The sequence below is a fragment of the Ornithinimicrobium tianjinense genome, assembly GCF_014636495.1.
GTDB classification, from domain to species: domain Bacteria; phylum Actinomycetota; class Actinomycetes; order Actinomycetales; family Dermatophilaceae; genus Ornithinicoccus; species Ornithinicoccus tianjinensis.
Window position 1 is genome coordinate 190,202 of record NZ_BMEM01000003.1, and the last position, 13,212, is coordinate 203,413.

The 13,212-nt window shown below is 71.4% G+C and carries 15 protein-coding genes and 1 pseudogene; 9 read left to right on the plus strand and 7 right to left on the minus strand.

Features of this window, described 5'->3' with window-relative positions; all coding sequences use genetic code 11:
• Positions 1-77: 77 nt before the first annotated feature.
• From IEV65_RS10670 to IEV65_RS10685, 4 genes are all read right to left on the minus strand, one after another.
• Complete coding sequence (locus tag IEV65_RS10670) at positions 78-563, minus strand: SRPBCC family protein (RefSeq protein WP_188430605.1); 486 nt, start codon at positions 561-563, stop codon at positions 78-80.
• Between the two features lies 1 nt (position 564).
• Positions 565-891 carry an ArsR/SmtB family transcription factor gene (locus IEV65_RS10675; protein WP_188430607.1) on the minus strand — a complete coding sequence of 109 codons (327 nt, stop codon included), beginning with the start codon at positions 889-891 and terminating at the stop codon, positions 565-567.
• A gap of 72 nt (positions 892-963) precedes the next feature.
• Positions 964-1,326, minus strand: a complete 363-nt coding sequence (locus IEV65_RS10680; protein ID WP_188430610.1) for a VOC family protein — start codon at positions 1,324-1,326, stop codon at positions 964-966.
• Between the two features lie 122 nt (positions 1,327-1,448).
• Positions 1,449-2,213: a DUF308 domain-containing protein gene (locus IEV65_RS10685; protein ID WP_188430612.1), complete on the minus strand. Its 765-nt coding sequence runs from the start codon at positions 2,211-2,213 to the stop codon at positions 1,449-1,451.
• 160 nt (positions 2,214-2,373) lie between these two features.
• Between IEV65_RS10685 and IEV65_RS10690 the strand changes: the two genes are divergently transcribed.
• The 5 genes and pseudogenes from IEV65_RS10690 to IEV65_RS15915 all read left to right on the plus strand — a co-directional run bounded on the left by IEV65_RS10690 (position 2,374) and on the right by IEV65_RS15915 (position 7,106).
• A complete protein-coding gene (locus tag IEV65_RS10690) occupies positions 2,374-4,485 on the plus strand; it encodes a hypothetical protein (RefSeq protein WP_188430614.1) in 2,112 nt (703 codons plus the stop codon).
• Between the two features lie 39 nt (positions 4,486-4,524).
• Positions 4,525-4,908 carry a DUF2237 family protein gene (locus IEV65_RS10695; protein WP_188430616.1) on the plus strand — a complete coding sequence of 128 codons (384 nt, stop codon included), beginning with the start codon at positions 4,525-4,527 and terminating at the stop codon, positions 4,906-4,908.
• Between the two features lie 10 nt (positions 4,909-4,918).
• Positions 4,919-5,488 carry a protein-L-isoaspartate O-methyltransferase family protein gene (locus IEV65_RS10700; RefSeq protein ID WP_188430618.1) on the plus strand — a complete coding sequence of 190 codons (570 nt, stop codon included), beginning with the start codon at positions 4,919-4,921 and terminating at the stop codon, positions 5,486-5,488.
• 72 nt (positions 5,489-5,560) lie between these two features.
• Positions 5,561-6,163 (plus strand): annotated as a pseudogene (locus tag IEV65_RS15910) (MFS transporter); the annotation flags it as partial.
• Positions 6,164-6,191: 28 nt separating this feature from the next.
• Positions 6,192-7,106 (plus strand): MFS transporter, encoded by a 915-nt coding sequence (locus IEV65_RS15915; protein WP_308642573.1) that lies wholly within the window; start codon positions 6,192-6,194, stop codon positions 7,104-7,106.
• A gap of 23 nt (positions 7,107-7,129) precedes the next feature.
• Here IEV65_RS15915 and IEV65_RS10710 read toward each other — a convergent pair whose 3' ends face one another.
• Positions 7,130-7,462, minus strand: a complete 333-nt coding sequence (locus IEV65_RS10710; protein ID WP_188430620.1) for a GNAT family N-acetyltransferase — start codon at positions 7,460-7,462, stop codon at positions 7,130-7,132.
• A gap of 54 nt (positions 7,463-7,516) precedes the next feature.
• Here IEV65_RS10710 and IEV65_RS10715 point away from each other — a divergent pair, with 54 nt between their 5' ends.
• From IEV65_RS10715 to IEV65_RS10730, 4 genes are read left to right on the plus strand one after another with little or no spacing between them, the layout of a single operon-like run.
• Positions 7,517-7,810, plus strand: coding sequence for a hypothetical protein (locus tag IEV65_RS10715; RefSeq protein ID WP_188430623.1), 294 nt, complete (start codon positions 7,517-7,519; stop codon positions 7,808-7,810).
• Positions 7,800-8,795, plus strand: coding sequence for a phosphotransferase enzyme family protein (locus tag IEV65_RS10720; RefSeq protein WP_188430624.1), 996 nt, complete (start codon positions 7,800-7,802; stop codon positions 8,793-8,795). The genes IEV65_RS10715 and IEV65_RS10720 overlap by 11 nt, the downstream gene beginning before the upstream one ends.
• Before the next feature lie 22 nt (positions 8,796-8,817).
• The gene (locus IEV65_RS10725; RefSeq protein WP_188430626.1) at positions 8,818-9,744 is read left to right on the plus strand and encodes an exodeoxyribonuclease III; all 927 of its coding nucleotides are present in this window, start codon (positions 8,818-8,820) and stop codon (positions 9,742-9,744) included.
• 12 nt (positions 9,745-9,756) lie between these two features.
• The gene (locus IEV65_RS10730; protein WP_188430628.1) at positions 9,757-10,317 is read left to right on the plus strand and encodes a DUF488 domain-containing protein; all 561 of its coding nucleotides are present in this window, start codon (positions 9,757-9,759) and stop codon (positions 10,315-10,317) included.
• Between the two features lie 75 nt (positions 10,318-10,392).
• Here IEV65_RS10730 and IEV65_RS10735 read toward each other — a convergent pair whose 3' ends face one another.
• Positions 10,393-10,626, minus strand: a complete 234-nt coding sequence (locus IEV65_RS10735) for a YbdD/YjiX family protein (RefSeq protein ID WP_188430630.1) — start codon at positions 10,624-10,626, stop codon at positions 10,393-10,395.
• Between the two features lie 58 nt (positions 10,627-10,684).
• A complete protein-coding gene (locus IEV65_RS10740) occupies positions 10,685-12,949 on the minus strand; it encodes a carbon starvation CstA family protein (protein ID WP_188430631.1) in 2,265 nt (754 codons plus the stop codon).
• Positions 12,950-13,212: the final 263 nt, after the last annotated feature.

The window sequence follows — 13,212 nt, forward strand, 5'->3', positions numbered from 1 at the left end:
CTGGCCGGGGCTTCTTTGTGTGCTGAGTCGGTGCCTCTCCGCCCTCTGCAGGGTCTGTCCGCCGCCGTGGCCCTTGCTCAGGCGGCGAGGAAGTCGTCGATCTGGTTGATCGCGGAGGTGGCGCCCTCCTCGACGCCCATGTCGAGCACCTGCTGCAGTGCCTCGGCGGTGTCGTACGTGGTCGTGAACACCGCGCGTGTCCCAGACTCGGTCGGCTCGAAGGCGTAGGTGTTGTAGGACACCGGCATCCCCTCAGCGGGGGCGTAGTCCGCGTCGGCGAAGCGGTCCTCGAAGGCGAAGCTCCTCGGCGCGTCGACGTCGGTGAGCTGCCAGGTGCCGTAGTACTTCTCCCCCTCGGGGCCGGTCATGTAGTACTTCGTGGTGCTGCCGACGGTCAGCTCGTGCGCGTCGAAGGTCGCAGGGTGGCTGGGCGGGCCCCACACCTTCTCCAGCTGGCGCGGGTCGGCATACAGCTCCCAGACCCGATCCACCGGGGCGGCGAAGTCGGCGGTGATGGTGAGCATGCGGTTGTCGAGGTCCTTGGTGATGTCGGTGACGGGCATGTCAGGTCTCCTCCAGGAGTGCGTCGATGCGGTCGATGCGACCGCGCCAGATGTGCTCGAGCTCGGCGAGCATCGAGGTGACGGAGCGCACTGCCTCGACATCGCCACTGGCCAGCTGCTGCCGGCCGTGGCGACGCTTCGTGATCAGACCCGCGCGCTCCAGGACCGCGACATGCTTCTGCACGGCGGCGAAGCTCATGTCGTAGTTCCCTGCCAGGGCCGAGACGGAGTGCTCGCCGGCCAGCACGCGGCGCAGGATGTCGCGCCGGGTGCGGTCCGACAGGGCGTGGAACATGGCGTCAGCCCGGTCCTCGCTCGTCTCGTCCACGGGATCAATATACAACCAATCGGTTGTATGTCGTCAAGGGCCTCCTGCCGCGAGCTTTGGGTGGCCTTGGGATCAGGCCTCGGTGGTGCCCTCGTAGAGACCGACCGTGTTGCCGTCGGGGTCGCGGAAGACGGCCCACCAGCTCGTCTCGCTGATCGGCTCCTTGCCCCTGACCACCTCGCCGCCGAGCTGCGTCACCGTGGCCAGCGTCTCGTCGATCGAGTCGACCTCGACGTAGGAGCGCGGTTGTGAGAAGTCGTCCGAACGCGGGGACAGTCCGCCGCCGCTGATCTTGTTGGGGGCCTGCCACATGGGGTAGCCCTCGTAGCCCGGCACCTCGGCGATCTGCCAGCCGAAGAGGCCGCTGTAGAACTCCGCTCCCGCCTTCAGGTCGCTCACCGGGATGTCGATATGGGTGATGTCGCCGTGCGCCATGTCGCTCTCCTGCCCTCGGTGGTGTGCGCCGGCCCGTCCGTGCCGACGTCGTCAGCATGGCACCCAGCGCCGACAAGGGTGACCGGAAGCGAGTCTGCCCAGGTCAGCAGCCTCTCGCGTGGTCACGGGTTCTGCCGAGGCTCCTCCGCGGCCTGGATGCGCCGGGAGATGGAGAGCATGAACAGCCCGCCCAGCAGGTCGAAGACGCCGATGACGATCACGAGCCAGGTCAGCCAGCCGGTGGAGCCGCCCGAGAGACGCCAGAAGCCGACGCCCGCGAGGAGCGCGCCGAGGATCAGGTAGAGCGTGCCGCGGCGCCGCAGGAACGCCGGGTCCTGCCGCGGGTCGGCCGGCCGCGTGGTGGCCGGGTCGGCCTCGGCGGCCTCTCCCGGCGCCACGGTGTGGCCCCCCTCGGTGGCCGCCCCCGCGCTCCGGAGCTGCCTCGTCGCCTCCCGGCCCGCCTCGTCGGCGAAGGTGCCGTCGAAGTCGGCCCCCGTCTGGGGGTCGTACACGTCATACCCCGTCTCCTCGGCGACCACGCGCACGGCCTGGCGGACCTGCTCGTGGAAGGACTCGAGGTCCGCGTGCTCCCGGTAGGGATAGCTGACCGAGGCCGAGTCGGCGAAGAGCTCGACCTGGAGGCCCGTCGCCGGGTCGTTCAGCTCGCCGTAGACGTCGCCGCCTGTCTCCTCGGCCTCCCAGGTCTCGAGGTCGCCCGGCAGCAGCTCGCGCAGCCGTGCCTCGATCCGGCGGAAGGTTGCCACGCCCTCCTCGAGCGCAGCGCCGTCCGTGAGCGTGGCGTCGTCGACCTCCTCCTCGGCGGCGGCGAGGACGTCGTCCCACGGCTGGTCGGGCGTGCGTGGGTGCAGCAGGAGGTCGTAGCTCATGCCCCCATCCTGCCGTGCGACTCCGGGTGGCCGGGGCAGGGCGGGTTGTCCACAGCCTGAGCGTGTCGGTGGCAGGGTTCGGTCTTAGCGTGTTAGCGTCGAACAACAGTTCGATTCAGATGTGTGGTGGGACGTCCGGGCCGAGGGGAGGGAGGTCGCCATGGCGTGGCTGGGCAGTGAGCGGGTATGCAGCGGTCGTCACCCTGGGTATGGCGTGGCGATCGGCCGGCGCGCCTCGGTCGGTGGAGCTCTGGAGCAGGCCTTCGACGACCAGCTCGCCGCGGAGATGGCCGCGCAGCGGATGCGCGAGGCGGTGCGCCGCGCGATGCAAGGACAGGGCGAGCACGAGAGCCCTCCTCTCGACAAGGCTGCGGCGGACGGGCGGACCGCGACGGATCCGTCGGTGACTCGACTGCGTGCCGTGGGAGCGGCGAGGGCGTGCGAGGACGCGCGGCTGCTCGAGGCTGTGCGGGAGGTGCATGCCGCTGTCCGGCTGCGGGTGCTGGAGCACAAGGATCTCTACGGGGTCACTCTCACCCGCACCCAGGAACGCGCGGTGGCGGCGGAGGTCCGCAGGCTCGCGGTGGCGGAGGTCGAGGTGGCCCTGGGCTTCACGGTCACGGAGGCGCAGCAGGCGGTCGGCGTCGCGACCGATGACCCGGACCTTCTCGTCCTCGTCCTGGGTGCGCTGCGCAGGGGCGAGACGTCGTGGGCCATGGTGAGAGCGTTCTGGAGGCGGTGCGCGGCGCTCACGACCGACCAGCGGATGCTGGTGGCGCTCGCCCTCTTCGGCACGGACCGGGCCCTGGCTGCGCAGGAGCGCCTCGACCCGGACGGTGAGCTCAGGGCAGGTCCCTGGGCGCGGTCGGACTTCGACGCGGCGCTGGCTCGGGAGGCGACCGCGTGCGAGGGCGCCGACGTGGCGGGCGAGCGTGAACGGCGACGCCGGGCGTACGCCCGCCGTCGCGCCTGGGTCCGCGTGCACGATGACGGCACGGCGACCCTTGGGGTGAACGGCCCGGCCATCAGCGTCGTCGCCCTGGGCCAGCGCATCGAGAGGGCGGCGCGGGTGCTGCGGAAGGCCGGGGACGCCAGGACGCTCGACCAGCTGCGCTGCGACCTGACCATCGCGCTGCTGCTCTATGGCACCATCCCGTTCCGTCCCTCGACTGAGCCCTGCGACGGCACGGCCGAGGTGGACGCGCTGGTCGACGACGCCCTCGCCCCCGACGACCTCGAGCGACTGGCCACGATCCTCAACGGCCAACCCACGGTGCACGCCCAGGTCGTCGTCCCGGTCGACGACCTGAGGCGGGGCCAGGCCTACTGTCCCGGGTGCGCCAGCCAGCTGGTGCCTGACTCAGAGTCACCGCCGCACCCCCCACCACCGGCCCCGTCACCACCGTCATCGTCACCACCACGACCGTCACCACCACCACCATCGTCGCCGCCGCCACCACCACCACCATCGTCGCCGCCACCACCGCCACCATCGTCGCCGCCACCACCGCCCACGCCGCCGTCCTGGCCGCCGGGTCGAGACGATGCGCCCGGCCGAGGGCGGGTGGCTGAGGTCCTCGGTCCGCACCCGTTCTTCCTCACGCCCGGGCATGCCCGGGAACTGGTCCTTCGTCCGGGCACCACCCTGTTCCGACTGCTGACCGACCGGCCGGACGGGCGACTGGTGGAGCGGTCCATCGGGGCTTACCGCCCGGACGCCGACATGCGTCGGCAGGTCGTGGCCGCCGACGTCTACAGCCGGGCGCCCGGTCCCCGCACTGGGCCGCATGCTGGGGAGCTCGACCACGTCGTGCCGTACGGCTGGGCCGGCGGACAGACCAGCGAGATCAACCTCGCGCTTCTCGCGCGGCGTCCGCACCAGTTCAAGACTGCCGGCTACTGGCACCTCGGCCTGGATGCGCGTCGCGACCTGACCGTCCGCACGGTGCTGGGCCAGGTGGTGACTGGGCGGGTGCACGACTACCGCCAGTACACCCACGTGCGGGACGGCGACGACCTCGAGGACGCCGTGCGCCGCATCCGCGAGGCGGAGGGGACCGAGGAGCAGCGCGACGTGGCGAACGCGCGCGTGCGCGATCTCCTGGCGCGTGACCCGCATCTTCGGCACGCGACCCCGCGCACCCGCAGCACCTTCATCACCCTGACCCACACCGGCGAGGACGGTGAACGACACCCGGGCGCCGGGCCGAGGCGAGGCCGACCAGACGAGCGAACCCGGGAGAGCGGCCAGGGGCAGGCAGGGGCGTCCTGACGTGCTGCGCCCGGCACCCACAGGTGGCACGATCGCTCCATGCGCAACGTGCTCGGCGGAGAGCTCGAGGAGTGCGGCACCGACCCGGTGACCGGCTTCACCCGGACCGGCCGCTGCGAGGTCACGGTCGAGGACGTCGGCATCCACGGCATCTGCGTCGTCGTGACGGCTGACTTCCTTGAGCATCAGAGCGAGCTGGGCAACGACCTGGTCACGCCTCGACCCGAGTGGAGCTTCCCAGGACTGCGCCCGGGCGACCGTTGGTGCGTCGTGGCCCTGCGCTGGGTGCAGTCCGCGAGCGCCGGCCGTGCCGCTCCGGTCGTGCTGGCCAGCACGCACGAGTCCGTCCTCCAGGTGGCCCCGCTCGAGCTGCTGCAGGCGTATGCCGTCGACGTCCCCGACGATCTGTCGGGGCTCGCCTGAGGTCGAGCTCATGAGTGTCCGGGGCAGGGTCGCCGAGGCCATGACCTCCGTGACCCGGGCAGACTTTCTCCCGGCCGACCTGCGGGAGCACGCCGCCGAGGACGTGCCGCTGCGGATCGGCCACGGTGCCACCAACTCCCAGCCCAGCACGGTGGCAGCGATGCTCGAGCTGCTCGACCCCCGACCAGGAGACCGCGTGCTCGACGTGGGCGCGGGCTCGGGCTGGACGACCGCCCTCCTCGCCCACCTGGTCGGGGCCGGCGGCCAGGTGCTCGGCGTCGAGCTGGTGCCGGAGCTGGCCACCGCTGCCGCCGACCTGCTGGCCCGCCGAGGCGTCGGGACGGCGACCGTGGAGACCGCCCGGGTCGACGTGCTCGGAGCGCCCGGTCGCGGGCCGTTCGACCGGATCCTGGTCTCGGCCATGGCGCGCGCCGTTCCCGACGAGCTCGTCGACCAGCTCGCCGACGGTGGCCGCCTGGTCGTCCCTGTCCAGGGGCGCATGCTGGTCGTGGACCGCAGCGGTCAGCACGTCACCACGACGACGGCCCCGGGCTACTACCGCTTCGTCCCGCTGCGCTGACCCGGGGACCGACATAGGCCGATGACCGACAATGCCGATGACTTCTGTCGGTGCTCGGTGTCACAGTCAGGTATGAGCTCCTCACCCACGACGACCACGTCGAGCCCGCCAGGTCTGGGCAGCACCTTCCTGCACCTGCTCGTCAACACGGCGGTGGCGGGGCTGACGACCAGCTTCCTGTGGTTCGCCCTCACCTTCTGGGCCTACCTCGAGACGCGGTCGGTGCTGGCGACCGGCATCATCGGCGGCGCCTACATGCTCTTCGTCTCGCTGAGCAGCATCATGTTCGGCTCCGTGGTGGACCATCACCGCAAGATCATGGTGATGCGCTTCTCGAGCGTGGTCACGCTCACCCTCTTCGCCGTCGCCGGCCTCTTCTACCTCAGCGTCCCCTCAGAGGCGATGACCGACCTGTCGCGCCCGTGGTTCTGGCTGCTCGCGGTCCTCATCCTCGTGGGGTCGGTGGTGGAGCACATGCGCAACATCGCGCTGTCGACGTGCGTGACCATCCTGATCCCCGACGACCAGCGGGCCCGGGCCAACGGTCTCGTGGGCACCGCCCAGGGCATCAGCTTCATGGCGACGAGCTTCCTGTCCGGTCTCGCGGTTGGCCTGCTCGGGATGGGCTGGACGCTGGCGCTGGCGGTCGTCGCGGTCGCCCTGGGCCTGGCTCACCTCTCCGTGGTGCGGATGCCGGAGGAGCGTGAGCCGGCCGCCAGCCAGGACGAAGGTCGGGGCCGCGTGGACCTGGCGCGGCACGCTCAAGGTCATCCTGGCTCAGGCCGGACTGCTGGCGCTCATCCTCTTCGCAACCTTCAACAACCTCATCGGCGGTGTCTACATGGCGCTGATGGACCCCTACGGCCTGGAGATGTTCCCGGTCGAGGCGTGGGGCGCGGTCCTCGGGGTGACCTCGATCGGCTTCATCGTCGGTGGCGCGGTCGTGGCCAAGGTCGGTCTCGGCAGCCAGCCCCTCCGCACCCTGCTCCTCTGCGCGATCGCCATGGGCGTGCTCGGATCGCTGTTCACCATCCGCGAGTGGTGGTGGGTGTATGCCCTGGGCATCTTCCTCTACATGTGCCTGATCCCCGTGGCCGAGGCCGCCGAGCAGACGATCCTGCAGCGGGTCGTTCCGCTGGAGCGTCAGGGCCGCGTGTTCGGCTTCGCGATGGCGGTCGAGACCGCGGCCGCGCCGCTCACGGCCTTCCTCATCGCGCCGCTGGCCGACCGCTGGATCATCCCCTACGCCGGCTCGGCGGAGGGCCGCCGCGTCCTGGAGCCGCTGCTCGGCGTGGGCACCCCGGAGTCCCGTGGCATCGCCCTGGTCTTCGTCGTCGCCGGGATCGTCATGGTGCTCGCGGCGGTCGTGGCGATGCTGTCGCCGCCCTACCGCGCCCTCTCCCGCACGTATGCCGTGTCCGCTCCCGCCCCCGACGCCGCCGCGGAGGAGGCTGACGGCTCCAGCCCGGGCGAGATCGTGACCACGGCCTCGGGCGCGGCGGCGACGGCGGCCCTGGGCTTCCTCGACGACAGCCTCGACGACAGCCTCGACGACAGCCTCGATGACAGCCTTGACGACGGGCCGGAGCTCACCGGCACCCCGACCCGAGGCGGGTGATCCTCGGCCTGGCCGTGCGGCCCTCAGCCGTGGCTGCGCGGGATCGCAGCGAGCAGGGGCGGTGTCGCCGCGTCGACGTGTGAGGCCCACTCCTCCGTGTGCGTGTTGACGTACTTCTTCACGAACGGGCACACCGCGACGATCCGCAGCCCCTCCTGGGAGGTCTTCTCCAGCGCGTGCCGCACGAGCACCGTGGCCAGACCCTTGCCCCCGAACTCCGGCCCGATCTCGGTGTGGAAGAAGACCCGTCGGCCCTCCACGTCGACGAACATCGCGAAACCGGCGACCTCACCGTCGGCCACGATCTCGAACCGCTCGCCCTCCGGGCCCGTGTGCTTCCTCACGGTCGTCTCCATGACTCCAGCGTGCCACCGGTTGCCGACCGCCCGCACCCGGGGCACCGTGGGTCCATGAGCACCGGACACGAGCCAGAGACCTACAGCGAAGACATCGCCGACCTCGACCTGGATCCTGACCAGGCCGAGCGCGCCGAGGTCGACCTCGACATGCCCGACTCCGTCGACGACGTGCCGTGGAGCCCGCCGGAGCAGCGGCCCATGGGGGCCGAGCTGGCCGATGCGGGCGACGCGACGGGTGGCGAGACGATCGAGCAGCGCATCCTGCAGGAGGAGCCGGAGCAGGGCACCGCCTACGGGGCCCCCGAGACGGGCGCCGACGAGCGAGCCGGGCGGGGTGACGACTGACGCCGATCCCCACGGCCGGGCGGATCGAGCACGCCTCGCCCGGCAGGTGGCGGCTGCCTTCGGCCTGGGACGGCACCCCAGCCTCGCCGACCAGCCCGAGCACGGTCGACAGGGCCGCGTCTGGCGGCTGACCACCACCGCCGGCCGCTTCGCGATCAAGCTCCCGTATGCCGCCCCCGACCCGCGCTCCGTGGCGGCGGACGCGACATACCAGGACAGCCTGCTCACCCGCGGCGTCCGGCTGCCACCGGTCGTCCGGACCCCGGACGGGGAGGTGCTGCAGGAGATCGAGGGCTGGGGGGTGGTGCGGGTCTACGGATGGGCGGACGTCTGCCCGCCCGATCGTGGGCTCGACCCGGGCGCGGTCGGCCGGACCGTCGCGGCCGTGCACGCCGTCGAGGTGCCGACCGAGGGGCCGCAGCACCCCTGGCACACCAGCCCCGTGGGCGCCGACCAGTGGCGCGCGCTCGCCGACCGGTCGCTGGCCGCCGGTGCCCCCTTCGGTGCCCAGCTCGCCGCGCTCGTCCCCGAGTTCGTGGCGCTCGAGGAGCTGATCAGTCCCCCGGGGCCCACGCGGCGGTGCCACTGCGACCTCTGGGCCGACAACGTGCGCGCGCCCGCGCACGACGAGGGTGGCCTCGTCGTCCTGGACTGGGAGAACTCCGGTCCTGCGGACCCCGTCGGGGAGCTCCCCATGGTGATGTTCGAGTTCGGCGCGGGCGACCCGGCGCGGATGAGCGCGCTGTATGCCGCGTATCTCACCGCGGGCGGGACCGAGCGGCTCACGGGGCCCGGCGACTGCTCCATGCTCATCGCCACGATCGGGCACATCGTCGAGCTCGGGGTGCTCCGCTGGCTCAACGAGACGGACGTGCGAGCCCGTGCCTCGCACGCCGCGTGGGTGGCCGAGGGCGTCGACGACCCGCTGACCCGAGCGGTGGTCGACGAGATCGTGGAGGCGGCGGTCACGGTCGGGAGCAGGTGAGGGGCATGGGTACCCTGCACCGGTGCTCAGAGTCGCCACCGTCAACGTCAATGGGATCAGGGCCGCCCACCGGCGTGGGCTGGACGACTGGCTGGCCACCCGCGGCTGCGACGTGGTCGCGCTGCAGGAGGTCCGCGCGCCGGTCGCGGCCCTGCCGCCCGGGGCGTTCGGCGATTACCACGTGGTCTACGAGCCCGGCCAGATCCCGGGGCGCAACGGCGTCGCCGTCCTCACCCGCGAGCGGCCGGTGGCCGTCCGCACCTGGGACGCCGAGGTTCTCCTTCGCGGGCCGGACGAGGACCACCTTCACACCGAGCCGGCCCCCGACGACGTCCCGCTCGCCCGCGGCCTCGGACGGCACGCGCACGAGGGCCGCTACGTCGAGGTCGACCTGGCCGAGGCGCCGATCACCGTCGCCAGCCTCTACCTGCCCAAGGGCGGACTGCCCGCCCGGCTGCAGGTCCCGAGCCGGATGCGTGAGAAGCCCGACGGCGGCGCGCGCTACGAGCGCAAGATGCGCTTCATGGACGCCTTCGCCCGTCAGCTGGCCCGCACCCGCCGCGCCGCCCGGGCCCGGGGTCGCGAGTTCCTGCTCATGGGCGACCTCAACGTCGCGCACACCAAGCTCGACGTCGCCAGCTGGCGCCGCAGCCAGACGTCCGAGGGCTTCCTGCCCGAGGAGCGGGCGTGGATCGAGGCACAGCTCTCACCACGCACGCTCGTGGACGTGGTCCGCCGGCTGCACCCGGACACCGAGGGCCCCTACACGTGGTGGAGCTGGCTGGGCGAGGCCTACGCCAAGGACGCGGGGTGGCGCATCGACTATCACCTGGCCACGCCGCGCCTGGCGCGCACGGCGACCGCGGTGGTCGTCGACCGCGACCACCGCGGGGTCCGCCTCTCCGACCATGCCCCCGTCGTCGTGGACTACCACTGGCCCGCTGTCTGAGCCGAGCTGGTCATGACCCCCGAGATCTGGACCCTGGGGCACTGGACCTGCCCGCCGGAGGTGGTGCTGGAGACCCTCGCGGTCCCCGACATCGAGCTGCTCGTCGACGTCCGGGCGCAGCCAGGGTCGCGCCGCAGCCCGCAGTTCAGCATCGACGCCATGCCGGGCTGGCTGCACGAGGCGGGGATCGACTATCTGCACCTGCCCGAGCTCGGCGGTCGTCGACCCAGGCAGCACGACGTCGACCCTGACGTCAACGCCGCCTGGGCCAACCAGAGCTTCAAGAACTACGCCGACTACACCCTGACGCCCGCCTTCGAGCAGGGGCTGGCCCGGCTGACCGCGATGGCCGAGGAGCGGCGCACGACCGTCATGTGCGGGGAGCCCATGCCGTGGCGTTGCCACCGCCTCCTGGTCGCCAACACGCTGACCGCCCGGGGCTGGACGGTGTGGCACCTCATGACGGGCGCCGCGCCGCGTCGGCACGAGCTCGGTCGCTGGGGGGCCGTCCCGTCCGTGGACGAGGACGGGATCGTGACCTATCCGCCGGACGGCGCGACGAGCCTGACCTGAGGTCCTCGGACGAGAGCGCGGGACGATCGCGCCGGTCGAGAGCGCCGGACGAGAGCGCCGGACGAGGCCCGAGGCTCAGCAGCAGCGGGCGGTGGGGTTCGTGTCCTGGCGGTCCGTCTTGTCGCGCCAGAAGTCCTTCTTGCACTGCACCGGCTGGCCAGGGTGCACCCGCTGCTGGTGCTCGACATACACCTCGTAGGCGTCCGCACCCACCACGCCCCGGAACATGCTGCGCGCCTCCCGCAGACGACGACGCCACCCGACCTCCTCGGAGGAGGTGGGTGGCGTCGGCGTGGTGCGGGTCGTCATACCTCCAGTGTGCCGGATCATCTGGTCCGGGACGAGATATGCCGTGCCCGCTCGGCGCTCAGCGGTGCCGCGCGGCAGCGGGACTCGGGTCGAGCCCGGCCTCCTCCCACTGCTGCAGGACAGCCTTCTCGCGCTCGGAGGGGATGAAACCGGAGGGTGCGAAGATCCGGGACGGGACGTCCTCGGCCTCGCTCGTGGGCAGGCTGCCGGCCTTGATGGCCTTGACCCAGACGGCGATCGCCGCGGCCACCACGATGACCACCAGACCGGCGAAGACGATCGACATGATGCCCTGGATCATCGTGTTGGCGATGACCTGCTGCATGTCGCCGGCGTCCTTGGCCGGGCCGAGCACCTCACCCGCAGCGGCCGCCTCCTTGAAGCGGGTGTGCTGGGCGAAGTAGCCGATCTTCGGGTCGCCGCTGAAGATCTTCTGCCACGACGCCGACAGGGTGACGATGAGGTCCCAGGCGAGCGGCACGCCCGGGATCCAGGCGTACTTCAGCAGCCCCTGCTTGATGAGGATCGTCGTGACGACCGTCAGCGCGATGGCGGCCAGCAGCTGGTTGGCGATGCCGAACAGCGGGAACAGCGTGTAGATGCCGCCCAGCGGGTCCGTGACGCCCATGACCAGGATCGAGCCCCAGCCGGCGACGACGATAATCGTGGCGATCCAGGCGCCGACCGTCCAGGACGGGTCCTTGAACCGGCTCAGGCCCGGGATGTTGCCCAGTGCGTCGGAGAACATGAAGCGCGCCACGCGGGTGCCGGCGTCGACGGTGGTGAGGATGAACAGCGCCTCGAACATGACCGCGAAGTGGTACCAGAACGCCTTGAGCCCGGCGCCGCCGAGCGCGCCCGACATGACCTCCGCCATACCGAAGGCGAGCGTGGGAGCGCCACCGGTGCGGGACACGATCGACTCCTCGCCCACCGCCTGTGCCTCGGCGACCAGGGTCGCGGCGTCGATCGGGGGCAGCGGGGCCCCGCCGGGCGTGGTCAGGCCCAGGCCGTTGACGAACTCGGCGGCACCCTCGGGGGTGCCCTGGGTGAGCGCCTTGGCGGCGTTCATCGAGAAGTAGGTGCCCTGGTCGATGGTGATCGCGGCCACCATGGCCATGATCGCCACGAAGCTCTCGATGAGCATCGAGCCGTAGCCGATGAGGCGCGCCTGCGACTCCTTCTCGATGAGCTTCGGCGTGGTGCCCGAGGAGATCAGCGCGTGGAAGCCGGACAGGGCGCCGCAGGCGATGGTGATGAACAGGAACGGGAACAGCGACCCGGCGAACGCGGGGCCTGCGCCGTCGCTGGCGAAGCGGGTCACGGCCGGCATCTGCACGACCGGCATCGCGACGAGGATGCCGACGGCGAGCAGGACGATCGTGCCGATCTTCATGAAGGTCGACAGGTAGTCGCGCGGGGCGAGGAGCAGCCACACGGGCAGGACCGCGGCGGCGAAGCCGTAGGCGATGATCCACCAGGCCAGGGCCAGCGGGGAGAGGGTGAAGAACTCGGCCCACGAGGAGTTGGCGACCCAGCCGCCGGAGATGATGGCGAGGAGCAGCAGGACGACGCCGATGACCGAGACCTCGGTGACGGCGCCGGGGCGCAGGTAGCGCAGGTAGACGCCCATGAAGATGGCGATCGGGATGGTCATCGCGATGGAGAAGACCGCCCAGGGCGACTCCGCCATCGCGTTGATGACGACGATGCACAGGACGGCGATCAGGATGAGCATGATCGCGAGCACGCCGACGATGGCGGCGATGCCACCCACGCGCCCGAGCTCGTCGCGCGCCATCTGGCCGAGCGAGCGGCCACGGCGGCGGATCGACATGTGCAGGACCATGTAGTCCTGGACCGCCCCCGCGAGGACGACACCCACGATGATCCAGATCGTGCCCGGCAGGTAGCCCATCTGGGCGGCCAGGACCGGACCGACGAGCGGGCCGGCGCCGGCGATCGCGGCGAAGTGGTGCCCGAAGAGCACCCGCCGGTCCGTCGGCATGAAGTCACGGCCGTTCTCGAACTCCTCGGCCGGCGTCATCCGCGTGTCGCGCGGCTTGAGAACCTTCCACTCGATGAAGCGGGCGTAGAAGCGGAAGGCGATGAGGTAGGTGCAGACCGCGGCGAAGACGAACCAGACCGCGTTCACCTCCTCGCCCCGGACGAAGGCGATCATCGCCCAGCCGACGGCGCCGAGCGCCGCGATGATCGCGTACACGATGCGAGCCGTGGGGCTCATGGGGTCGGGGCCGCTGCTGCGGTCGACCGACACCGGTGGGAGGTCGGTGACCTCGGTTCGGGAGGGAGTTGTCGACATGTCGCTCCTGTGACAGGCGATGAAGAGGGGACAGGTGAGTCCGTCGCGGACTCTAGGAGCGGCCTCTCCCCAGGGCAAGAGGCGGGGTATGCCGTGCGCCGAGCGGTCCGGTCCGTGCGCCAGGCGGTCATCCCCCCACCGGACAGGCGTTCCTGCCGGACCGGACAGGCGTTCCTGCCCGACCGGACAGGCCGCCGTGTCAGACCGGACAGGCCGCCGTGTCAGACCGGACAGGCGTTCCTGCCAGACCGGACAGGCCGTAG

Bases quoted from the DNA above. Each gene is read 5' to 3' on its own strand.
- IEV65_RS10740 (WP_188430631.1), bottom strand. From the start codon at position 12,949: ATGTCGACAACTCCCTCCCGAACCGAGGTCACCGACCTCCCACCGGTG.
- IEV65_RS10685 (WP_188430612.1), bottom strand. From the start codon at position 2,213: ATGAGCTACGACCTCCTGCTGCACCCACGCACGCCCGACCAGCCGTGG.
- IEV65_RS10695 (WP_188430616.1), top strand. From the start codon at position 4,525: ATGCGCAACGTGCTCGGCGGAGAGCTCGAGGAGTGCGGCACCGACCCG.
- IEV65_RS10690 (WP_188430614.1), top strand. From the start codon at position 2,374: ATGGCGTGGCTGGGCAGTGAGCGGGTATGCAGCGGTCGTCACCCTGGG.
- IEV65_RS10730 (WP_188430628.1), top strand. From the start codon at position 9,757: ATGACCCCCGAGATCTGGACCCTGGGGCACTGGACCTGCCCGCCGGAG.
- IEV65_RS10735 (WP_188430630.1), bottom strand. From the start codon at position 10,626: ATGACGACCCGCACCACGCCGACGCCACCCACCTCCTCCGAGGAGGTC.
- IEV65_RS10700 (WP_188430618.1), top strand. From the start codon at position 4,919: ATGAGTGTCCGGGGCAGGGTCGCCGAGGCCATGACCTCCGTGACCCGG.
- IEV65_RS10715 (WP_188430623.1), top strand. From the start codon at position 7,517: ATGAGCACCGGACACGAGCCAGAGACCTACAGCGAAGACATCGCCGAC.
- IEV65_RS10670 (WP_188430605.1), bottom strand. From the start codon at position 563: ATGCCCGTCACCGACATCACCAAGGACCTCGACAACCGCATGCTCACC.
- IEV65_RS10710 (WP_188430620.1), bottom strand. From the start codon at position 7,462: ATGGAGACGACCGTGAGGAAGCACACGGGCCCGGAGGGCGAGCGGTTC.
- IEV65_RS10680 (WP_188430610.1), bottom strand. From the start codon at position 1,326: ATGGCGCACGGCGACATCACCCATATCGACATCCCGGTGAGCGACCTG.